Here is a 23,642-nt window from a genome sequence, read left to right as displayed (position 1 = left end):
TACTTATTTCTTTCTTCCTACGAAAGAGTTTCTTCCTACGAAAGAGTTTCTTCCTATGAAAGAGTTTCTTCCTATGAAAGAGTATCTCCTTACGGAATGAGCAGGGATGAATCGCCGTAGCTCAGGAAGCGGAAATCGTGAGAGAGGGCGTAATCATATACCTTCTTCCAGTCGCCATGCAGGAAGGCACTCACCAGAAGCAGCAGGGTGCTCTGTGGCTGATGGAAATTGGTTACCAGCATCTTCACTATCTTATAGGTGTAGCCCGGAGCAATGATGATCTGCGTGCTGGAGTGAAGGGCTTCCAATCCGTTGCGGTCGAGGTAATCGATAATCGCCTGGATGGCCTGCATCGGGGTGATGCCATCCACCAGGTTGCCATCTGCCGACTGCTCGTATGGGTCCCACTGCTTAACATGCAAATCTTCCTCGCTTGCCTCAGGGTGCCTGATAAGATGCACGCCCATGTAGTAAAGGCTCTCGATGGTGCGCACGCTGGTGGTACCCACGGCGATGACCTGGCAATCGTGCTTGATCAGCTTTTCCAAGCTGCGGCGGTGAACCACGATATACTCGGTGTGCATCTGATGGCCCTCAATCTCTAGACTCTTCACAGGCTTGAAGGTGCCGGCACCCACGTGCAGGGTTACTTCCTCACGGTCGATGCCATGGGCATCCAGATCCTTGAGCACGGCATCGGTGAAATGCAGACCGGCTGTTGGGGCTGCCACACTACCCTTTATCTTTGAATAAACAGTCTGATAGGTAGTCTTGTCGCTCTCCTCGGTCTTGCGGTTCAGATATGGAGGGATAGGCAACTCGCCCACTGCCTCGAGGATTTCGGCAAAGGAAACGTGCTCGTTGTCCCAGTCGAAATCCACCCAATAGTTGGTGCCGCCGCCCTTGGCTACCATTTCTGATGCTTCTGCGCTGAGGGCATCGCCACGGCGCATGGTGGCAGAAAGGGTAAGCTGATGACCCTTGATTTCGAAGTCACGCTTCAGGCTGCCCTCCTTCCACTTCTTCAGGTTTCCAATCATGCAGAGCCAAGAGCAGTGACCCGAAGTCTGGAACATCAACTCATAGTCGGTTGGTGCGGCAGGCTCCATGAGGAACACCTCGATGAGTGCGCCCGTCTCCTTGCGGAAGTGCATGCGTGCCTGGATTACCTTGGTGTTGTTGAACACCATCATGGCGCCCTTAGGCAGATATTCAGGAAGATGATAGAACACATCGTCGCTCACCTCGCCGTGCTTGTAGACCAGCAGTTTGCTGTGGTCGCGCTGGGCGATAGGGAATTTGGCAATGCGTTCATCGGGTAACTCGTAATTATAATCGCTAATCTTAATATGTTTTGTTTCCATTATTCTACTTTATAAATTTTATTAAACTGCCGTCATCATGCAGAGGGCACGGATGACTACATAGACCAATACCACCATCACTACGGTCATGATCATGTCGATGTCGTCGTGGTCGTAGCCCGTGCTGGTATACTGGTTGGAGATATACTTGATTTCCGGAGAGATGCGGCGATACATGCGATGGTAGAAGAGATAGACCAGAAAACCTACCACGCAGCCGAGGAGAATGCCCGTCAGCACATCGAGCGGATAGTGGACGCCCAGATAGAGGCGCGTCCAGCAGTTGACCAGTGACCAGATGACCATGGTGATGGTTATCATCCTGCTCCTGATGAGGAGCGAAAAGAACACGGCTAACGACATGGTGTTGGCGGCATGGGCTGAACAGAAACTGTAGTCCTTCATGCGCAGGTTGTCTACCACCTGCACGGAGTATTTCACCAGCGGGTCGTTGGATGGTCGCCATCTTTCAGCCAGTGGCTTGATGATGCCGTCGGCGAATCCGTCAGCAAAGAGGATGCAGAGGAAGGCGGATCCCACCACGAGTGCTATCTGCGACATGGTTTCGTTGTTGCGCATCACGACGATAAACAATACCACATAGAGTGGTATCCATGTAACGCCCGATGTCAGCACCACCGCCAACTGGTCGAGAATCACATTGTTGCTGCCGTTGAACCACTGCAGCACCTGAAAATCTATGTTTTGTATCGTACTAAAATCCATTACTATCTACTTTGAACTTCATTAAATCTCCTCTATTGCCTTGGTCTCTATCCAGCCTTCGCGGCCATCTCCTACGCGGATGCAGCGCCAGTCGGTCATGCCCTTGTCAATGATATCAACACGGGTTCCCTCGTGGAGCACAAACTGGTCGGTGCTGTTCTTGGCAGGCGTCTTCTTGATGTTCACCGATGGAGAAATGATGATGGCACCGGTTCTGTTGTCGAGCGCCTGCTTCTGCTGGAAGGCGAAGAGATTGCTCAACAGGAATATCACGAAGAAGGCAAGTCCGCCGAAGAAACCTATCTTGCGGAGCATGAGCTGCGGACCGAAGAGATAGAGCAATACCAGCAGCAGCGCCATCACAATGCAGAGGATGCCGGTCTTCGCCCAGTTGTCAACGCTCGTGAAATTCACCAGCGACTTATACCAGGTGATGAAAAACATCTCGCTCTGCGGGGTAATCTTGTCGATGGTCTTGCTGCGGGCAAACTGCAGGTTGAAGTTGATATCGTCATCGCCCGGCGAAAGGAGGTGGGCACGCTCGTAGTTGAGCACCGCCTTGGTGATATTGTCCGTGCGATAGTAGGCGTTGCCGAGATTGAAATAAATCTCGGCAGATTCGCCATTCTTCAGAATCTCCTCGTAGTCGCGGATGGCCTGCTGATAGTTGCCCTTCTGGTACTCCGTATCGGCATTGTTCTTGGTCACCGCCTTGGCAGAGGTGCCGCCGAAGCAGATCATTACCAGAAGCAGCCATACGAAGGAGTAGCCTGCCGGATGCTTCTTCTGGTTCTTGCGAGCCTCATTGATTGCATTTTCTATATCCATAATCGCTGTCATAGCCGACTCGAATGTGCGGTTCATGTTGCCGGCGGCATCGCCTGGCGCATAACGCTCGAACTCGCACTCATCCAGAGCCGTGGTAAACTTCTCTATTGTTGCATCATCCACGAAGTGGCGACCCAGGGTTTCACGGATGTTGTCGCGGTTGAGCTTCTCGGCTGGCATATTGAGCTTGTAGCTCATGTAGCCCCAGAGTGCTCGCATCACCTCATCGTAGAACTCGCCCTGCTTACCCTGGAGCATCAGCTTGTTGGCAAGGCGCAGACGCTTGGTGGCTATCTTGCCCGCCCTGTTGGAACGCTTCTTCACGATGTCGGCATTCTCGATGGCACGGCGGCGGAACACGATGAGCAATACCACGAAGGCGATGAGCGGCATGAGGAGACTGATCCAGTAGCCGAAGCTGCCGAAGAACATCTCGTCGGCCTTGTGCTGCACCACCTTGCCCAACTTGATGGTGTGGATATCCTTATCCTGGCTGGCGAAATCCTCAGACTCTGCCGATGTGCCATCGCCCTTCTCCACCTCTACCTTGAACGGCTGGGTCTTGATAGTCTTGTAGGCATTCTTGCTCGTATCATAATAAGTGAGCTCCACCGATGGGATGGTATAGCTGCCCTGGTTGCGAGGCACGGCAAGGAAATCGTAGACCATGTTGCCCTCTACGCCGTTGGCGGTGAGGCGGGTCTTGTCGGTTACCTTGGCATCATACTTGTCGAAATCCTTAGGGAAGTTGACCACCGGCTGCTTCAGCAGTTTCAGGTTGCCGATGCCGCCCACCACTACTCTCAGGGTGATAGGTTCGCCTGCCTTCACTTCCTTTTTATCGAGCGAAGCAGAGATATTGAACTTGCCCACGCCGCCAGAGAAGTTGGCTGGGCGCTGTGGCAGCGGATCCACCTGCAGGGTGATGCCCGGTGCCTTGATATCCTTCTTTACTTCTACGTAGCCAGAACCGCCGTTGAAGAACGCCTCCATCGGGTCTACGTTGCGGTTCTGCTGAACCACGATGCCCTTGAAGGTGATGGATGGAATCTCCAGCCTACCCGTCATCTGAGGGTACATCACGTACTGGCTCCAGGTGACGCACTTGTATGGTCGGCCATTCACGGTTTCCGTGTGGAAGGTTTTCTGCTGTGGCAGCGGCACTTCCTGGGTGTGGAATCCCTTCAGGTCTGGCATCTTGCCTTCCAGCTGCGTGAGGTCCACCTGTGTATATACCTTATAGGTAAGGAGGATAGGTTCCTGCTCGTGAACTCTCTTCTTGCTGGCAGAGACCTTGATGAAGAGGTCGCTGCCCGAGATGGCAGATCCGGCAGAGCGCATACGAGGTTGGTCGTAGCTGTCCTGTCCGTGCATGTTGGGAGCGCCGTTGGTGCGCTGTGCATGTCCCGACACCTGAATCTTCACGGGGCGTGAAGACAGTCGTTTTCCTCCCACCAGGGCGTGCGAAGCCCCGATGGTGAAGCTGCCGTTCTTGGCGGCATAGAGGGTGTAAGTGATGGTTACGGATGATGAGGACGAGGTATGCCCGTTGATCATCTGGTAACTGGACTGCGAGGAAGTATACGGTCCTGCAATCACTTCCAGTCCATCCTGCACCCCACCCATTCGGAATTCCTCCACATCACTGGTGTTGATGGTATAGGCAACACGGAAGTTCTCTCCAGCCGCGACGTGCGACGGAGCCGACACTGAGATATGCTGGGCATCTACATGCACATGGTAGCCCAACATCATCAGGAGCAATATGATATACCAACCTATTTTTTTCATATCAACTTTCTTTTATCTTATATTTGTTCCAATTTTTAAAACGTAAGTACACCTTATTATATATATAGGCAAGAATCCCTGTTTTGTGAAGGGAAGCGGTTACGCTTTTTACCAATTCTTGTCGTAGGCCTTTCTGCGAGGCTGGCTCATCGCCTTCTGGAGCTTTCGCTTGGTGGCCTGTTCCTGCTGAATCGCGGCATTGAGGAGCTGTTCGGCGTTGTCGCGGCTCATCTTGTCCTGATTCTGCTGGTTCGGATTCGAATTCTTGTTTTTATTCTTGTCTTTATTCTTATCCTTATTATTCTTGTTCTGATCGTTCTTGTTCTGATCGTCTTTGTTCTTATCCTTGTTCTTGTCTTTATCCTTGTTCTTATCGTTCTTGTTCTTGTCTTTATTGTTCTTGTCCTTGTTCTTCTTGTCCTTGTTGTTCTGATTCTGCGGGTTGTTCTTGAGCAGTTTCTTGCAGAGGGCAAGATTATAACGGGTTTCATTGTCCTGCGGATTGCATCTCAGCGCCATCTTGTAGTATTCGATGGCCTGTGCGTACTCGCGGTGGTTCTGCATCACCACTCCCATGTTGTGATAGCTCTTGGAGCGGCGGAAGAGGTTGTTCTCCAGCTGCGCGGCATTGCCAAACTGCACCATCGCCAGCGAGTCTTTCTGCTGCATCAGCAAGGCACACCCCAGGTTGTATATCGCCTGCGGATTCTTCTGGTTCTTGGAGATAGCCTTGCGATATTGGGTCTCGGCAGCTGCCCATTTCTGGGTCTTGAACGCCCTGTTTCCCTGACGAATCAAGTTGCGGTCGGTCTGTGCGGCAGCATTTGTCGCACCGGCCAACAGGAAAGCCACAGTTACTATGATATAATGTATCGTGTTCATTTTAAAACATTTTATGCTTTTGCCCTTTCAGGGCATTTTCTTGAATGGCGTTTTCTTGAAGAACTTAACGTTCCTGAGCAACGGATTCCTTACTTCCATCATGCATACCTCGATGATGAGGAGGAGGATAACCAGGATGCCTACAGCCTGGAACTGCTCATCGTAGGCGCTGTAGATTACACTGGTCATTTCGCCCTTCTGCAACTTGGTGAGCTCGTTGTTCAGCGCCTTCTCTGCATCGCTGGTATTATCCACGTGGATATACTGACCCTTGCCAGCCTGTGCCAGCTGGCGGCACATCTGCTCGTTCAGGGCAGTCATCACCGTGTTGCCGGCGTTATCTTTCAGATAAGAGCCGTCGCCCATCGGGATGGGTGCTCCCTTGGCATTACCTATACCCAGGATAAACACGTTGATGCCCTTCTTGTTGGCCATCTGCGCAGCCTCCTGTGCACCCTCTTCGTGGTTTTCGCCATCGGTAATCACGATGATGGCCCTGCCCACGTTGTCTTGCTGGGTGAAGCTCTTGGTGGCGAGGCTTATGGCCTGTCCGATGTTGGTGCCCTGAGTCTGGATGAGACCAGGGGAAATGTTCTGCAGGAACATCTTGGCAGAAACGTAGTCGCTGGTGATAGGCAACTGCACGAAGGCATCGCCTGCGAAGACGATGAGACCAATCTTGTCGTTGGTGAAGTTATCAACCAGATTCTCTATCAGCATCTTGCTCTTGTCGAGACGTGACGGAGCCACATCTTCGGCAAGCATGGAATTGGAGATATCGAGACAGATCATGGTTTCGATGCCATTTCGCTTCTCGTTAGAAATCTTGCTGCCCATCTGCGGGCGTGCCACCATCACGATGAGCAATGCCAAGGCTGCGAGCATCAGCACGAACTTCACCGTGGGGCGGTATTTAGATATGTGGGGCATCAGCTGCTTGAGCAACTCGGGGTCACCCAACTTTCTGAGCTTTGCCCTTCTCCTTCTCCAACCTATCAGGCGAACCAGCACCAGTGCCGGTATCACCCACAACAGCCAGAGAAATGCGGGATCTTCAAATCTTAACATGGTTATATTTATATTATTTCTTTAATTCCATCAAGTCAACACCCTGTAAATCTTATCGATACCAGGAAGTCTTTCTCTTCGTTGAGAAATCTTCTCCTTTTAAGGGATGCGGCGGAGCCAGGTGATGCGGAGCAGAATCTCTACCAGCAATATCAGCAGAGCGGCAAGGGCGAAAGGCTGATACGCCTCATAGCGCTTGGCGAAATGCTTCACATTGAACTTCGATTTCTCCAGTTTATCAATATCCCGATAAATCTTCTTCAGTTCGGCATTGTTGGTAGCACGGTAGAAGTTTCCGTCGGTGGTCTGCGCTATGTCGCTAAGCGTCTGCGTATCAATCTCCACAGGGATGTTGACATACTGCACGCCTCCTGCCACCGGCATCGGATAAGGTGCCACCTTGTTGGTGCCCACGCCGATGGTGTAGACTCGGATGCCATAGCTCTTGGCTATTTCGGCTGCAGTCATCGGCGAAATGTCGCCCATGTTGTTACTTCCATCCGTGAGCAGGATTACCACCTTGCTCTTCGACTTGGAGTCCTTCAGTCGGCTCACGGCATTCGCCAGACCCATGCCCACTGCGGTACCGTCGTCGATGAGTCCGCGGGCGGCAATATCGGTTCTTGTATCCTGCAACAGGCGCAGGAGACTGGCGTGGTCGGTGGTCATCGGGCACTGGGTGAACGCCTCGCCCGCAAAGATGGTCAATCCGATGTTGTCGGTAGGACGGCCCGAGATAAACTCGTTGGCCACATCCTTCGCCGCCTCCATGCGGTTAGGCTTCAGATCCTCGGCAAGCATGGAGGTAGAAACGTCCATGGCAAGCATGATATCGATGCCCTCCACCGTCTTGTTGTCCCAAGAATAATGCGTCTGCGGACGGGCCATGGCGCAAACGATGAGCACGAAGGCGATGCATCTCAGCACCATCGGCAGATGGATGAGTCGCACGCGCAGGCTCTTGGGCGCAAACTGATACATTCTTGTATCGCTCATGCGCATCGTTGGCTCGCTCTTCTTCCTGCTCAGGAAATACCATAATATATAAGGTATCAGCAGCAGGAGCAGCAGAAAATATGCTTTACTTGCAAATTCCATTTTTCTTTTTATTTAATAAAGTTACTGAACTTTCGCAAGTATCTCACCAACACGCCCTGAAAGGGCAGAAGCCCCTAGCCCAAGGCAACGCCCTGGGTAATGATGGATGCAAGCCTGTCGCCCTGTAAGGGCAAAAGCCTTCAAGTACCAGGCAATATACAAAGCTTTTGCCCTTACAGGGCGCCTTGCTGATTGCTTGTATACCCAGGGCGCTTGCCCTGGGCTAGGAGCTTCTGCCCTTTCAGGGCGTGTGGAGCATACTTACGAAACTTGAACAAAATTACATCACGAGCATGACTACCTGGTAGATGATATAGCCCAGGATGCCGACTACGCTGAAGCCTCCCACCCAGAGCAGGGTCTTGATGAGGCGACGCTGCTGCTGACTCTTCTGGTCTTCGCTGCTGAGCGTAGGAACTATCTTCTCTTCCTTAGGCTGCTCATCGGTCTTCGTCTGGTCGATGAAGTTGATGGCGTTCACCAGGTTGGCATCGTTCTCGTTCATCGGAATCTCATACTTGGCAAACTTCACGAGGTCGGCGGTGGAGAAGAGCATTCTCAACTCGTCTATCATCTTCTGGTCGCCCGAAGCACGCAGGTTGTCGATAATCTCAGAACTGGTCATCTCCATCGCATTGAATCCGAATCGGCTCACGATATATGCGCGCAGCGTATTGGTAAGATGGGTGTAGTACTCCTTCTGGGTTTCCTGGTTGGATGTGGTGTGATGCTGCTTGATGTCGTTGATTTCCTTCAGTGCCTTCTCGTGGGCAGGAACCCGCTTGATGATGCGGATGCGGGTGATGATAGGCTTGTTCTTCTTCAGTCGGTTGCGCAGATAGAGCATTGCGCCACAGATGATTATCATCAGAAGACTCAACCAGAAGGCGAAGCTCCACTCACTCCAAAGGAATGGGTTATCCTGCACCGTCTTGGGAGGATAGAACTGGTTGGGATGCACCGTATCCACGGGCACCGTGAGCACCTTCAGCGCCAGGGGATTGCCGTGGAAGCTTTTGCCGTCTATCTTCACATTGAGTGCCGGGATGGCATACACCTTCTCATCAAAGGAGGTGATGGTATAGTCGCGGCTCACCACCATCTGGTCGTCGCCCACCTGCGATGTATCCCCCTTCTGCTCCACCACCTCGATGCCAGGAATAATCTGGTCTTGCGGCTTGAAGGATGGCATCACCACCTTGGCACCTTTTCGGGCAGTAGCCTTGAGGTGCAGGATGGTCTGCTGTCCGATGAGCATCTGCAAGGAGTCGATGCGCTGCTCCACGGTCTGACCGAAAGCCAGTCCCGAGCAGCCCATCAGCACCATCGTCAATATAATATTTCTTATTTTCAACATTGTTGCTTTACTTTGAACTTTGAGCTTTATGATTAGTAAAGCCGTAGAATTCTTCATTCTTCACTCTTCACTCAATTTATCCTCTTTGTTTGAACAGTGTCAGGAGCGACTTGGAGAAATCCTCGTTGGTCGCTATCGAAGTCCAGTCTACCTTACTCTTGGCAAAGAGCTGGCGCAGCTGGTCCTGGCGTCGCAGCCAGTTCTGGGCATGCGCTATTCTCAGCTTCTTCGAACTGGTATCGATATACATCTCGTGTCCCGTCTCAGCATCCATCACCTTGATCAATCCCACATCGGGCAACTGCTTTCCACGAGGGTCGTATACCTGGATGCCCACCACATCATGCTTCTGGTTGGCAATCTGCAGGGCATGCTGGTAATCCTTCTGGTCGTAGAAGTCGCTGATGAGGAAGGCGGTGCAGTGGCGCTTCATCACGCGGGTGAAGTATTCCAAGGCGCAGCCTATGTCGGTGCGCTGGCTCTGAGGATGGAAGTCGAGCATCTCCCGGATGATATAGAGGATATGCTTTCTTCCCTTCTTGGGCGGGATATACTTCTCAATTCTGTCGGAAAAGAAGATGACACCTATCTTGTCGTTGTTCTGAATGGCACTGAAGGCCAAGGTGGCAGCTATCTCGGTTGCCAAGTCGCGCTTCATCTGGCGCATCGTACCGAAGTCGAGCGAGCCACTCACATCCACGAGCAACATGACGGTGAGCTCTCGTTCCTCTTCGAACACCTTGACGAAAGGGCGATGGAAACGGGCTGTCACGTTCCAGTCGATGTCTCTCACGTCGTCGCCATACTGGTATTCGCGCACCTCGGCAAAGGCCATTCCCCTGCCCTTGAAGGCTGAGTGATACTGGCCTGCGAAGATATTCTGGCTCAATCCGCGAGTCTTGATCTCAATCTTCCGAACCTTCTTTAAGATATCTTGTGTATCCAAAATCCTAATCTATTAACTATTAACTATAAATTATTACCCAATCAAGGCACTTCCACCTTGTTGATGATGCGGCTAACGATTTCCTCGCTGGTGATTTCGCTCGCCTCTGCCTCGTAAGAGAGACCGATGCGGTGGCGGAGCACATCGTGAGCCACGGCACGCACATCTTCTGGAATCACATAACCGCGATGCTTGATGAAGGCGTAGGCACGGGCTGCCTTGGCAAGCGAGATGCTGGCACGAGGACTGCCGCCGAAGGTAATCATATCCTTCAAGTCGCCCAAGCCGTAACGCTCAGGATAACGGGTGGCGAAGACGATGTCGGCAATATACTGCTCTATCTTCTCGTCGATATAAACCTCGTTCACGATGCTGCGTGCCTTCAGGATTTCCTCTGCTGTGGTTACAGGAGTAACGGTTGGCAGACCGCCCTGGATATTCTCACGGATGATGAGCTTCTCTTCCTCGATGGTAGGATAGTCGATGATGACCTTGAGAAGGAAACGGTCTACCTGCGCCTCTGGCAACTGATAGGTTCCCTCCTGCTCCACCGGGTTCTGGGTAGCCATCACCAGGAATGGATTAGGCAATTTGAATGTCTGCTCGCCGATGGTAACCTGATGTTCCTGCATCGCCTCGAGCAAGGCACTCTGCACCTTGGCAGGCGCACGGTTGATTTCATCTGCCAAAACGAAATTGGCGAACACCGGACCACGCTTTACATGGAAGGCTTCGTCTTTCTGCGAATAGATCTGCGTTCCCACCACGTCGGCAGGCAACAAATCGGGTGTAAACTGTATGCGGCTATAGTCTGCACTGACCAGCTGTGACAATGTCTTGATTGCGAGTGTCTTCGCCAAGCCCGGCACACCTTCGAGCAAGATGTGACCATCAGAGAGAAGACCGATGAGGAGACAGTCAACGAGGTGCTTCTGACCTACGATGACCTTGTTCATGCCCATTACCAGGTTGGTAACGAACTGACTCTGTTGTTCAATCCGGATATTCAATTCACGGATATCAATAGCTTCTGCCATAATTCTTATAATATTATTTTACGTTTAATTCAACTTTTGCAGGAAATTAGGGTGTCTTTTTACACCCTCAACCTTAAATCAAACGCAAAAGTACTGAATTATGAGCACAAAAGCGAAAAAAGCAAACTAAATAATATTAAAAATGTTTCACAAAAGCTATTTTTAGAAACTTTTAATGAAACCACTCTCATTTTTTAAAGAAACCTTTCCGTATTTTAAACAAACCATTCTAACTGTACGGTTAAAACGGGCTGAAAGCCCAAAAGCTCCTAGCCCAGGGCATCGCCCTGGGTATAATAGCAATCTGTAAGACGCCCTGTAAGGGCAAAAGCTTTGTATATAGCCCAGTATTTTAAAGCTTTTGCCCTTACAGGGCGACAAGTTTGTGTCCGTAATTACCCAGGGCGATGCCCTGGGCTAGGGGCTTCTGCCCTTTCAGGGCGTATTGGGTAATTTCAACCGTACAGGTCGAAAACATTCCCATATATGAAATGAATCTTAAACAAAATATCATATATGGGAATGGTTGAAGATAAATCAAATACTAGCGGTTGCGATGTTTCATATACCAGGGATGTACTAAGAAATTATACAAGATTAGCGACAATCCTGTGAGTATCATGCCTGGATAAAGCAGTTCGTGGATGGTGGAATTGAAGATGACGCTATGCTCGCCGGGAAGATGCTGACAAGCACTATCCTGAAGCACAAAGCCCAGGGCTATGCCCAGAGTTATACCCAACTCCCATGCCAGAAAGAAGGAACTGGTGCTCGTTCCGCGCTGGCAATGCTTGGCCAGCTTGATGTAGAAAAGCAGGAAACGGCTGCCGATGACACCCATTCCCAAGCCCAGCAACACGGGCACAAGTACTTCTACAGCAAAGTCTTGGTCGTTCAGCGACACGAACTCTGCCGCACCTATCAATATCAGTCCCACGACAACCTGGCTCTTCAGGTCGGCATCGGCAAAGACGTATTTCTCTGCAATCACAGCCACCACCAAGCCTGCCAGCAACATCAGATAAACCGTCAGATTATGCGGAATGGCGAAATACATTCCTGCACTTGCCATAATCAGTACGATGTTGACAAACAGCGGGATTCCCTGAGGCAGGAAGAAGCGGTCGGAACTGAAAAGCGGCATGTGATCAGCAGGAGCCTTGAAAGGAAACTTTACCCGGGACACCAGCACCAGAGCACCCAGCGCCAACAGAAAAGCCACCGGGAAGGTGAGGCGCATATTAAAAAAAGTGCAAATGAGCCACTCCAGCACGGGACCCGTAGCAATGGAGAAACGGGCAAACCAGGAGGTGATGTAGTTCGCCTCCGTGCGCTGAAACGATTCGCAGGTATCTATCACCAGCGTACTGGCAAGCGTCATCTGAGCCAAGCCCAGGAAGGCACCCAGCACCACCCGCATCGCCACTAGCACCTCGAACCCGAACTTGATGTTCCAGAAGGTATCCAGATAGTAGAGGACAACGTGGCAGACGGCTACGCAGCAGATGGAAAACTGGCATACCCTGTTGCGGCGGTAGCGCTGCACCAGATAGGAACAGAAACCGCCGAGCAGGAAGATGCCCAAGCCGTAGGCTCCCACCACAACACCAACCTGCCAAGGGCGATAGCCTTCCTTCGTCATAAAATAAGGTATGCCAAGGATGAGCATATAGACACTCGTCATCAGCAGCAGGTTGGCAAAGCAGAGTCGCCAGAAGTCACGATGCCACAAATTCACGTGTATGGGTGTATTTTGTGTATCCATAACCAATTTAAAACTAATAACTCTCCTCTACACTTGGATATTCTGTGCTCTTAACAGCATCGATGTAAGCCTTCACGCCTTTCTGCATCTCCTCGCCTACCTGGGCGAAGTGGCGCAGGAACTTAGGCTTGAAGCCCTGGGTCATTCCCAGCGCATCAGCATAAACCAGCACTTGACCATCACAGCCGTTACCCGCTCCAATACCGATAGTTACGGCTTTTACCTGACGTGTTACTTCAGCCGCTAATTTAGCAGGAACCTTTTCCAAAACGATGGCAAAAACACCTGCCTTATCCAGGGCGATGGCATCGCTGATGAGCTTCTGGGCCTCAGCCTCTTCCTTGGCACGGATGCCGTAGCCGCCAAACTTGTTGACGCTCTGTGGGGTCAACCCCAGATGACCATGCACCGGAATACCGGCATCTACCATCGCCTTGACGGTATCAGCAATCTCCACTCCACCTTCGAGCTTCAGGGCATCCACGCCCGTCTCCTTCATCATGCGGCAAGCGTTGCGCAATGCTTCCTCCTTGCTGATCTGATAACTGCCAAACGGCATATCGCATACCACAAAGGCATGCTTGCAGGCACGTGCCACGCTGCGGGCATGGTAAATCATCTGGTCTACGGTGATAGGCAAGGTATCAGCATTACCTGCCATCACGTTGCTGGCTGAATCGCCAATCAAGATACTATCGATGCCTGCTGCATCCAGAATGCCTGCAGTAGTAAAGTCATAAGCTGTAAGCATCGTCACCTTCTCGCCTGCCGCCTTCATCTCGGCAAACGTCTTGGTTGTAATCTTCTTCTTATCTGTAGATAAATATCCCATGATTATTTATTTTTTGTAATTATCAACGATTTTCACTAAGTCGGCAAAGGTGAAGCCTTCGTAGTCCGGAATCACGTAGTCGCTGTAAGGGGCGATGGATTCCGCAGAATTGGTGGTAGAGAGACCGAGGGTGAAAGCTCCCGATGCACGCACCGCCTTCAAGCCATTGAAGCTGTCTTCCAGGCCCACGCACTCCGATGGCTGCGCGCCGAAGCAGGCGGCACCCTTGAGATAGCAGTCTGGATCCGGCTTGCTCTTGGCGAAGTCCTCGCTGGTCAGCACACGGTCGAAGTAGCCCTTGAACTCAGGGTGCTGCTTATACACATTGAGCATCTTCTGAATATTGCTACTCGTTACTACAGCGCACTTTACGCCATTCTGCTTCAACTCTTGGATGAAGTTCTCTACGCCCGGAATATACGGATACTTCATATTCTGCTCAAACTCATTGAGTCGAGCCGTAATCTTGTTCTGTTCTGATTTCGGGTCGGTATAGCCTTCGATATGAGCGAAGACTGAGTCATCAGAGAAGTACTTATCGTAGATTTGCACCAGAGTTTGCCCCTTGATTCTATACTCGAAGTCAGGAATTTCCGGATGATACTCTCTTCCTATCATTCCCCAAAAGATGGAATACTGTGATTCCGTCTCGAAGACCACGCCATCCAGATCGAATAAAGCTGCCTTTATCATTATAGTATTTCTTATCTTTTTATTTATATTTATTATTATCTATGTTCACGTTTTCGAGCCTTTTTCTGCTCTACAACATCTTTTTCGGGTGCAAAGGTACACATTTTTTTAATAAGTCGAGCCCAAAATCATAATAAATATATAAAAAAAGCTATATTATTTTGAATTGTCACCAATTTGAGTTAACTTTGCACCTTATTATATAAAATATAAAGCATTAAACAGGAATGAACATCATAGAGAAATATTTCACTCATCTCACGGATGAGCAGAAGAAGCAAATCGCTGCACTCGACGAGCTGTACCGCGACTGGAACAACAAGATCAATGTCATCAGCCGCAAGGACATCGACAACCTCTACGAGCACCACGTGCTTCACTCCATGGCCATCGCCAAGGCCATCAACTTCCGTCCGGGCACCGAGATTCTCGACTTCGGTTGCGGTGGCGGCTTCCCTGGCATCCCGCTCGCCATCCTCTTCCCTGAGTGCAAGTTCAAGCTCATCGACGGAACCGGCAAGAAGATCCGTGTATGCAACGAGGTAGCCTCAGCCATCGGACTGAAGAATCTCGTGGCAGAACACCTGCGTGGCGAGGACGAGAAGGGAAAGTACGACTTCGTGGTGAGCCGTGCCGTGATGCAGCTGCCCGACCTGATGAAGATTATCAAGAAGAATTTCAAGAAGAAGGGGCAGAACGCCCTGCCGAACGGTCTGATCTGCCTGAAAGGCGGCAACCTGCAGGAAGAGCTCAAGGATTATCGCAACGTGGCGGAAATCACCCCTCTCAGCACCTTCTTCGAGGAAGAATGGTTCAAGCAAGACAAGCAACTCATCTATGTTCCAGCATAAATACAAAGTAAAAATGTTACATATCGAAAGATTCCAAGTCAACATGTTGCAGGAAAACTGCTATGTTGTAAGCGATGAGACCAAGGAATGCGTCATCATCGACTGCGGTGCGTTCTATCCAGAAGAGCGCAACGCCATCACTCACTATATCCAGAAGAACGAACTGAAGCCAGTACATCTGCTCGTTACCCATGGCCATCTGGACCATAACTTCGGCAACGACACCATCTACAAGGAGTTCGGACTGAAGCCGGAAGTTTCACAGGGCGACGAGAAACTGATGAAGGGACTCAAGCACCAGGCAGAAACCTTCTACCAGATGCAGCTGGACACCGACTTCCCTCCTATCGGTCATTTCTTCGAGGAAGATGAAGTCATCAAATTCGGCAATCACGAATTCAAAATCATCGAGACCCCAGGCCACAGCAACGGATCCGTCACCTTCTATTGCGAGGCAGAGCACGTAGCCTTCACGGGCGACACTCTCTTCAAGAGCTCTATCGGCAGAACCGACTTCCCTGGCGGCAGCATGTTCCGCATCATCAACAGCCTGCGCCATCTGGGCTTGCTCCCAGACGAGACCCAGGTGCTTCCGGGTCACGGCGAGGCAACCAGCATCGGCGAGGAGTTGGCACACAACCCATACATGGACCGATAAGCCATCAAGATGATTCAAAAGAAAACAAATACGGAGAAGATAATCCTGGGCATTGACCCGGGTACCAACGTGATGGGCTACGGCGTGATTCGCGTGATGGGCAACAAGGCAGAGCTGGTGGTGATGGGCATCATCGACATGCGCAAGGAGAAGGACCCCTATCTGAGACTGGGCAAGATCTTCGAGCGGGTGACGGGCATCATCGACTCCTACCTGCCCGACGAGATGGCGATTGAGGCACCTTTCTTCGGAAAGAACGTGCAGTCGATGCTCAAGCTGGGAAGAGCCCAGGGCGTTGCCATCGCTGCCGCCATCCACCACGACGTGCCCATCCACGAATATGCTCCGCTGAAAATCAAGATGGCTATCACCGGACAGGGACAGGCTTCCAAGGAGCAGGTGGCAGCAATGCTGCAGCGCATGCTCAACATCAAGGAAGACGAAATGCCGAAGTTCATGGATGCCACCGATGCCCTGGGTGCCGCCTACTGCCACTTCCTGCAGATGGGAAGACCCGAAACCGGTGCCAAGCACTACAGCAGCTGGAAGGATTTCGCCCAGAAAAACCAGGGACGCATAGGCGGAGGCAACGGCATGACCGGACCGCAAGCCAAACTCCTGGCTGCCATCAACCGCACTACGCACAAGTAGCATTCGTTGCAAAACGCTTCAAGCACACAAGTAGCATTCATTGCGAACACATATATAACATATATAATATGTGTATTGCACAACACATAAATCACAATTTTAAGAGAGATGCAAAAGATTATTAGCATTAAGGATGGCGTGACTCGTATGCCGGAATGGCGTATGGCCGAGCCAGTGAACTTTGAATCTTGCGAAGGCGAGCACATCGCCATCGTAGGACCAAACGGTGGTGGAAAGTCGATGTTTGTTGACATCATTGTCGGCAGACACCCTCTGTTAATGCACGACCCGGATTATGATTTCTCGCCCAGCACCAAGACGCTGGTGAGCGACAACATCAAGTATATCACCTTCCGTGACACCTACGGAGGCGATAACGACCGCACCTATTTCCTGCAGCAGCGATGGAACCAGCTGGAAATAGACGAGAATACGCCGATTGTGAAGGATAAGCTGGAAGAGGCTTACGGCATGGCGGGCGAGGAAACTCCCGAGCGCCGCGCATTGCAGAAGCACATCTACGAGCTCTTCCACATGGAGCATCTGCTCGATAAATACACCATCCTGCTGAGCAGCGGCGAGCTGCGCAAGTTCAAGCTGGCATCTACCCTCTTCTCTGAACCACGTGTCCTCATCATGGACAATCCGTTTATCGGACTCGATGCCGACACCCGCGACCAGCTGAAGGAACTCCTCAAGACGCTTGCCCAGGAGCATGCCCTGCAGATTATCCTCGTATTGAGCAAGAGCGACGACATTCCTGATTTCATCACCCACGTAGTGGAAGTGAAGGATATGAAGGTGATGCCGAAGCTGACCAAGGAGGAATATCTTGCCCAGCGCACCCCTATCCCAAGCAGAATGCTGAGCCAGGAACTGGAGCAGCAGATCATCAACCTGCCTTACAGCGACCGCGAGTACAAGAGCCAGGAAGTGGTGAAGATGAACAAGGTTCGCATACAGTATGGCAAGCGCATCATCCTGAAAGACCTCGACTGGACCGTGAACAACGGCGAGCGATGGGCACTGAGCGGACAGAACGGAGCCGGCAAGAGTACCCTCTTGAGCCTGGTCTGTGCCGACAATCCCCAGAGCTATGCCTGCGACATCGCCCTCTTCGGCAATCCTCGTGGCAGCGGCGAGAGCATCTGGGACATCAAGAAGCACATCGGCTATGTATCGCCAGAGCTTCACCGTTCCTACCAGCGCGACCTTCCAGCCATCCGCATCGTAGCCAGCGGACTGATGGATTCCGTAGGTCTCTACGTAAAGCCTAAGGAGGAAGATATGGGCAAGTGCCGTTTCTGGATGAAGGTATTCGGACTGGAAGGATTGGAAGATAGAGGCTTCCTGAAGCTCTCAAGCGGCGAGCAGCGCCTGGTTCTCCTTGCCCGTGCCTTTGTAAAGGACCCGGAATTGCTCATCCTGGATGAGCCATTGCATGGTCTCGACAATCACAACCGCCGTCTGGTGAAGGACATCATCGAGGCGTTCTGCAAGCGCAACAACAAGACGATGATCATGGTGACACACTACAAAGAAGAACTACCTGCATGCATCGACCACAGCATCTTCCTGACGAGACATGCATAAACATGAGAGATGCATTACCATAAAATATGCATAAACATGCATCAAGACAAGAAAAAATCTAAAGATATCCCCCCAGCCTGCCAGCTTCAAGCAGACTGGGGTTTCTGTTATTCTGAAGCAGAACATGTACCCTTAAAAGAGAATTTTGTAGACTATAACTATAATATTCAAACATTTCTAGTTAAAAAAGCTAAAGGTTTTACATTTTTACTTATTTTTTTGCTACATTTGCACTCAAAAAGAGATTTATATCTAAATAGTATTCATTCTAATCTAACATCAGCTTATGCAAAAAGAAGCAAGAAAGCAGCTGGGTGTGATTGGAGCAGCAATGCTTTTGCCAATGTCAGCATTGGCAGCAGACAACAACTTTGTTGGAAGTACAGGCATTGCTGGTTCCCTGAAACCCAAGACTGAAAGCGTTTTCAACGCTACGCAGCAGGCAAAGCACCAGCGTATCACTGGTACCGTGTTTGACGAAGCAGGTGAACCTGTTATTGGTGCTACGGTTGTTCTGAAGAACAACTCGAAGCAAAGTACTGTAACCGATGTGGATGGTAACTTCAAACTCGACGTGAATTCCACAAGTGGAGTTATCGTCGTTTCTTACATCGGTTGCCAGACCCAGGAAGTGAGATTCAACGGCAACAAGCCGCTGAGCATTCACCTCAAGGAAGACTCACAGACCCTTGGCGACGTGGTAGTCACTGCCTTCGGTGCCACCCAGAAGAAGGAAACCGTGGTGGGTTCCGTGCAGCAGGTAAGACCAGAGTCGCTGCGTGTGCCATCGGCTAGTATTTCATCATCTTTCGCAGGACGTCTCTCGGGTGTCATCGCTACCCAGAGCAGCGGTCAGCCAGGTGCCAACGGATCTGACTTCTACATCCGTGGTATCGCCACCATCAGTGGTGCCAAGTCGCCACTCATCGTCATGGATGGTATGGAGATTTCGCAGGACGACCTCAACCACCTCGACCCAGACGTTATCGAGAGTTTCTCTATCCTGAAAGACGCTTCAGCCACCGCCATGTATGGTTCGCGCGGTGCCAATGGTGTGCTCATCATTACTACCAAGAGTGGTCAGGACCTCGACAAGCCGAAGATTTCATTCCGCGTTGAGGCCAACGTAACCATGCCTACATCCAAACCTAAATTTGTTGACGGTGCCCGATTCATGGAGCTCTTCAACGAGGCTGTTACCAACGAAGGTACGGGTAACACCCTCTACACGGCAGAGCAGATTGCCAACACACGCAATCACGTGAACGGCGAGATATTCCCAGATGTCAACTGGTATAAGGAGATGTTCAAGTCGGCTTCATACAACCAGAAGGCGAACATGAACGTGCGTGGTGGTACCAGCAAGATCGTGTACTTCATGAACCTCAACGTGAGCCATGAAACCGGTATGCTGCGCAACCGCAGTAAGGAGTACTATTCTTACAACAATAATATCGACTACATGCGATATGCGTTCCAGAACAACATCGACTTCAACATGTCGAAGTCGTCGAAGATTTCGCTCCACCTCTATGCCGGACTTGACAACATGCACGGTCCGCTGGCAGGCAGCAACGACATCTCTCGTTCTCTGAACGACCTCTATTCGCAGATGATGAATGCCAACCCAGTGCTCTTCCCTATCTCATATAACAATGAGGGCGACGAGTGGGTTCACTGGGGATACCGCCAGCTTGCCAACGGAGGTAACTCCAACCCGATGGCACGACTCGTGAGCGGATATCAGGATTCATTCGCAAGTACCATCAATGCCAACCTGAACTTCGACCAGAAGCTCGACTTCATTACCAAGGGTCTGGGCTTCCACCTGATGTTCTCGTTCAAGAACTGGTCTAAGAGTACCACCTTCCGCTCGCTCAACTACAACCATTACGAGCTGAAGAACTATACCCAGAACGAAGACGGCACCTATACCTACGTGCAGACTCCTAAGGGCGACCCTTCGAAGCCTGTGCTCAGCAACTCGGGTCAGAATGCCGGCGACCGCCGCTACTATGCTCAGGCATACTTCGACTACAACCGAAGCTTCGGCGACCACACCGTTACGGGTATGCTCCTCTGGAACATCAACCAGTATAACTCCAATATCTTTGTAGATAATGTGCTCTCGTCTCTGCCACAGCGCAAGATTGGTTTCGCAGCACGTGCCACATACGACTACAAGCACCGCTACCTGATTGAGTTCAACGCAGGTTACAACGGTTCCGAGCAGTTTGCCAAGGGTCACCAGTGGGGCTTCTTCCCATCTGTGGGTCTGGGTTACAACCTCAGCGAGGAGAAGTTCTGGGAGCCTATCAAGCAAACCGTTTCCAACTTCAAGATTCGTGGTACTTACGGACTCGTAGGTAACGACCAGTATGGTTACGAGCGCTTCATCTATCGTGAGGACGTATCGCTCACCGGCAACGGTTCGTTCACCACCGGTTTGCCAGGCAACTTTGTAACCTATTCCGGTCCGGGATGGAACCGTCTGCGCAACGAGAACGTATCATGGGAGGTGGGCCATAAGCTCGACATCGGTTTCGACCTGCAGCTCTTCAATGCCCTCGACATCACCGTCGACTGGTTCCGCGAGCGCCGCAGCAACATCTTCCAGCAGAAGCTCTCCATACCAAACTATCTGGGTACAGCCAATACCAAGATCTATGGTAACCTTGCCGAGGTAATCAACAAGGGTGTGGATCTGGCAGTGAACTACAGCAAGCGCATCAACAAGGATCTCTCCGTACAGTTCCAGGGCACATTCACCTACAACAACAACGAGATTTCCGTATACGATGAGGCTCCGGGCAAGCGCGATGCCATGAAGAGCCAGGGCAAGAACGTGAAAACCGTATGGGGTTACGTAGCCAACGGACTCTACATCGACAAGGCAGATATCGCCAACAATCCAACCTCTACGCTCGGTAATATCGCCATTGCTCCTGGTGACATCAAGTATGTAGACCAGCCAGACCGCGATGGCAAGTACGATGGCCGCATCACAGCCGACGACCAGGTGCCATTGGGCGTAAGCGTTCCGAAGATTATCTACGGTTTCGGACCATCAGTAGGTTACAAGAACTGGGACTTCTCCGTATTCTTCCAGGGCCGCGGCAACGTAGCACTGATGCTCAGCGATATCCAGCCATTCGGTTCATCCTATCGCCGTGGCGTACTGAAGTTCATCGACGAAGACCACTGGAGCCCGGACAACCAGGATCCGAATGCGAAGTATCCACGCCTCACGGACAACTACAACAACCACAACACAGTATCATCAAGCTACTGGTTGCGCAACGGTAGATTCCTGAAGCTGAAGAACGCAGAAATCGGTTACACGCTCAAGAACATGCGATTCTATGTCAACGGAACCAACCTGCTCACCATCTCACCTTTCAAGGAGTGGGATCCTGAGATGGGCGGTGGTAACTACACCACCAAGTATCCGACACAGATGACAATCAACGTAGGTTTCCAACTCACATTAAATTAAAGAAGATATGAAAATACTCAATAAAGCATTCATAGGCTGCTTGCTCGCTGCGGGTTTCACGATGACATCGTGCGACTATCTTGATGTGATTCCTGCCGAGACAACCACTGGCACCGACATGACCAAGGACCGCCAGGCAGCCCTCAACTATCTGTACTCCTGCTACGGATATTTGCCTACCCCTAACGCCGGACCGACATCGCTCGACTTCCTTACCGGAGACGAGGTGGTTACAGCCTTCGAGCATGAGACATTCGCCGCATTCCCTAAGGGCAACTATTCAGCCTCCAACCCAGTGATCAGCTACTGGAACACCCTGTATCAGGGAATCCGCCAGTGCTACATGTTCCAGGACGAGCTGAACAAGACCGGCAACTTCAACGGACTTGCTGATAAGGACCGCGAGGACTACAAGGCACAGGTTACCTTCCTCATCGGATACTACCACTTCCTGCTTTCACGCTGCTATGGCCCTATCATCATCGTTCACCAGACTCCAGACCCGATGCTTCTGCCATCCGACTATCAGGGCCAGGAGCCTTACGACGACTGCGTGAACTTCATCTGCGAGAAGTTTGACGAGGCAGCCAAGGGTCTGCCTGCTACCCGCACCGGTGCACAGGCAGGCGAGTTCGGTCTTGCCACCAGCGTAGCAGCCAAGGCGATGAAGGCAAAGATGCTGCTCTATGCCGCATCCCCACTGTTCAACGGCAACAGCAAGTTCTATTCCGACTTCAAGGACAAGGAGGGAAAAACTCTCATGCCGCTTACCCCCGATGAGAGCAAGTGGAGCAAGGCTGCCGCAGCCTTCAAGGATGCCATCACCGCTGCCGAATCTGCAGGCTACCACCTCTACGACCGTAGCGACTGCAAGCTCAACAAGAACGGCTATCCTGCCGACCCAAAAGTGCGTGCTCTGCGCTACACCATCACCGACTACTCGGCTGAGGACGAGAAGGCAGGTGCCAACTCTGAGGTTATCTGGGCTGACTCACGTGGTGAGGGCTACTATGGATTGCAGAACAAGAGTATACCGTACATCAATGGTGGATGGGGTTGGAATGGTGTGGCTCCTACTATTGCCATGCTTAGCCGCTTCTACACCAAGAACGGTCTGCCTATCGACCAGGACAAGACATTCGACTATGCCAACCGCTGGGATCCGGTAGAAGTGGATGAGGCTCACAAGGACGAGGCATATCCAGGCCGCAAGACTCAGAAGTTCAACCTCGACCGCGAGCCACGCTACTATGCTTGGGTTGCCTTCCAGGATGGCTACTACGAGATTCTGAGTGCTTCCAACAACGGTGCATATAGTGAAGATGCCAACTACACACTCACTTCAGACAACACTCACGGTCGACTTATCTGCGACTTCGTGCTCGGTGGCAACTGTAGCCGTGGTGTAGACGCTAACTCTAAGCGTACCAGCAACTATTCACCAACAGGCTTCCTGAACAAGAAGTTCATCAATCCAGACCTGGTGAAGTCGAAGACAGGTGCCGACTACACCAATACCCCTTGGCCGCTCATCCGACTGGCAGAGCTTTACCTGAGCTACGCCGAGTGTCTTGCCGAGACTGGCGACCTGACCAATGCCCGCCTCTACCTTGACAAGGTGCGCACCCGTGCCGGATTGCCAGGAGTGAAGGAAGCTTACGAGCAGTTTGGCAAGGACCCATCCAAGGCTACCACCAAGGAAGGCTTGCGCGACATCATCCGCAACGAGCGCATGAACGAGTTCTATCTCGAGAATCAGAACTTCTGGGATATGCGCCGCTGGCTGCTTGCCGAGAAGTACTTCAACGTGAAGGCGAAGGGTCTGAACATTGATGCCGAGAACATCAACGACTTCAGCGAGGTACAAGAAGTAGTATTCGAGCGTAAGTTCCAGTCGCCGATGAACTATCTGATGCCTATCCCATCAGCCGACATCAACCGAAACGACCACGTGGTACAGACTCCGGGTTATTAATTTTAAGCATTGTAACAAATAAAAAGACACA

The 23,642-nt window shown here is 51.3% G+C and carries 18 protein-coding genes; 6 read left to right on the top strand and 12 right to left on the bottom strand.

Annotated elements, in window-relative coordinates; all coding sequences use genetic code 11:
- Nucleotides 1–89 precede the first annotated feature (89 nt).
- The 12 genes from KUA49_RS08390 to KUA49_RS08335 form a co-directional block, all read right to left on the bottom strand.
- Complete coding sequence (locus KUA49_RS08390; RefSeq protein ID WP_218412251.1) at nucleotides 90–1,364, bottom strand: S-adenosylmethionine:tRNA ribosyltransferase-isomerase; 1,275 nt, start codon at nucleotides 1,362–1,364, stop codon at nucleotides 90–92.
- 21 nt (nucleotides 1,365–1,385) lie between these two features.
- Nucleotides 1,386–2,090 carry a phosphatase PAP2 family protein gene (locus KUA49_RS08385; protein ID WP_203038402.1) on the bottom strand — a complete coding sequence of 235 codons (705 nt, stop codon included), beginning with the start codon at nucleotides 2,088–2,090 and terminating at the stop codon, nucleotides 1,386–1,388.
- A gap of 21 nt (nucleotides 2,091–2,111) precedes the next feature.
- Nucleotides 2,112–4,709, bottom strand: coding sequence for a BatD family protein (locus KUA49_RS08380; RefSeq protein WP_218412252.1), 2,598 nt, complete (start codon nucleotides 4,707–4,709; stop codon nucleotides 2,112–2,114).
- Between the two features lie 108 nt (nucleotides 4,710–4,817).
- Nucleotides 4,818–5,591 carry a tetratricopeptide repeat protein gene (locus KUA49_RS08375; protein WP_218412253.1) on the bottom strand — a complete coding sequence of 258 codons (774 nt, stop codon included), beginning with the start codon at nucleotides 5,589–5,591 and terminating at the stop codon, nucleotides 4,818–4,820.
- Between the two features lie 27 nt (nucleotides 5,592–5,618).
- Nucleotides 5,619–6,659 carry a VWA domain-containing protein gene (locus tag KUA49_RS08370; protein ID WP_203038399.1) on the bottom strand — a complete coding sequence of 347 codons (1,041 nt, stop codon included), beginning with the start codon at nucleotides 6,657–6,659 and terminating at the stop codon, nucleotides 5,619–5,621.
- 99 nt (nucleotides 6,660–6,758) lie between these two features.
- Nucleotides 6,759–7,757 (bottom strand): vWA domain-containing protein, encoded by a 999-nt coding sequence (locus KUA49_RS08365; protein ID WP_218412254.1) that lies wholly within the window; start codon nucleotides 7,755–7,757, stop codon nucleotides 6,759–6,761.
- A 280-nt stretch (nucleotides 7,758–8,037) separates the two neighbouring features.
- On the bottom strand, nucleotides 8,038–9,114 hold the full coding sequence (locus tag KUA49_RS08360) for a hypothetical protein (protein WP_218412255.1): 1,077 nt from the start codon (nucleotides 9,112–9,114) through the stop codon (nucleotides 8,038–8,040).
- A gap of 76 nt (nucleotides 9,115–9,190) precedes the next feature.
- Nucleotides 9,191–10,060 carry a DUF58 domain-containing protein gene (locus KUA49_RS08355; protein ID WP_203049352.1) on the bottom strand — a complete coding sequence of 290 codons (870 nt, stop codon included), beginning with the start codon at nucleotides 10,058–10,060 and terminating at the stop codon, nucleotides 9,191–9,193.
- Nucleotides 10,061–10,101: 41 nt separating this feature from the next.
- Nucleotides 10,102–11,097, bottom strand: coding sequence for an AAA family ATPase (locus tag KUA49_RS08350; RefSeq protein ID WP_218412256.1), 996 nt, complete (start codon nucleotides 11,095–11,097; stop codon nucleotides 10,102–10,104).
- A gap of 544 nt (nucleotides 11,098–11,641) precedes the next feature.
- Nucleotides 11,642–12,862: an MFS transporter gene (locus tag KUA49_RS08345; RefSeq protein WP_218412257.1), complete on the bottom strand. Its 1,221-nt coding sequence runs from the start codon at nucleotides 12,860–12,862 to the stop codon at nucleotides 11,642–11,644.
- A 13-nt stretch (nucleotides 12,863–12,875) separates the two neighbouring features.
- Entirely contained in the window at nucleotides 12,876–13,694 is an 819-nt protein-coding gene (panB, locus tag KUA49_RS08340; RefSeq protein ID WP_203049354.1) for a 3-methyl-2-oxobutanoate hydroxymethyltransferase, read from the bottom strand.
- 6 nt (nucleotides 13,695–13,700) lie between these two features.
- Nucleotides 13,701–14,387 carry an HAD family hydrolase gene (locus KUA49_RS08335; RefSeq protein ID WP_218412258.1) on the bottom strand — a complete coding sequence of 229 codons (687 nt, stop codon included), beginning with the start codon at nucleotides 14,385–14,387 and terminating at the stop codon, nucleotides 13,701–13,703.
- 227 nt (nucleotides 14,388–14,614) lie between these two features.
- Here KUA49_RS08335 and rsmG point away from each other — a divergent pair, with 227 nt between their 5' ends.
- The 6 genes from rsmG to KUA49_RS08305 all read left to right on the top strand — a co-directional run bounded on the left by rsmG (nucleotide 14,615) and on the right by KUA49_RS08305 (nucleotide 23,611).
- Complete coding sequence (gene rsmG / locus KUA49_RS08330; protein WP_203038391.1) at nucleotides 14,615–15,238, top strand: 16S rRNA (guanine(527)-N(7))-methyltransferase RsmG; 624 nt, start codon at nucleotides 14,615–14,617, stop codon at nucleotides 15,236–15,238.
- Nucleotides 15,239–15,251: 13 nt separating this feature from the next.
- On the top strand, nucleotides 15,252–15,896 hold the full coding sequence (locus KUA49_RS08325; protein ID WP_218412259.1) for an MBL fold metallo-hydrolase: 645 nt from the start codon (nucleotides 15,252–15,254) through the stop codon (nucleotides 15,894–15,896).
- Nucleotides 15,897–15,905: 9 nt separating this feature from the next.
- Nucleotides 15,906–16,547 carry a crossover junction endodeoxyribonuclease RuvC gene (gene ruvC / locus KUA49_RS08320; RefSeq protein WP_218412260.1) on the top strand — a complete coding sequence of 214 codons (642 nt, stop codon included), beginning with the start codon at nucleotides 15,906–15,908 and terminating at the stop codon, nucleotides 16,545–16,547.
- A 108-nt stretch (nucleotides 16,548–16,655) separates the two neighbouring features.
- Nucleotides 16,656–18,140 (top strand): ATP-binding cassette domain-containing protein, encoded by a 1,485-nt coding sequence (locus tag KUA49_RS08315; protein ID WP_218412261.1) that lies wholly within the window; start codon nucleotides 16,656–16,658, stop codon nucleotides 18,138–18,140.
- 286 nt (nucleotides 18,141–18,426) lie between these two features.
- Nucleotides 18,427–21,636, top strand: a complete 3,210-nt coding sequence (locus KUA49_RS08310) for a SusC/RagA family TonB-linked outer membrane protein (protein WP_218412262.1) — start codon at nucleotides 18,427–18,429, stop codon at nucleotides 21,634–21,636.
- 7 nt (nucleotides 21,637–21,643) lie between these two features.
- Nucleotides 21,644–23,611 (top strand): RagB/SusD family nutrient uptake outer membrane protein, encoded by a 1,968-nt coding sequence (locus KUA49_RS08305; RefSeq protein WP_218412263.1) that lies wholly within the window; start codon nucleotides 21,644–21,646, stop codon nucleotides 23,609–23,611.
- The last annotated feature ends 31 nt before the right edge of the window (nucleotides 23,612–23,642 follow it).

The organism is Segatella copri, assembly GCF_019249655.2.
Lineage (GTDB): Bacteria > Bacteroidota > Bacteroidia > Bacteroidales > Bacteroidaceae > Prevotella.
This window is presented reverse-complemented; position numbering and strand designations above follow the sequence as displayed.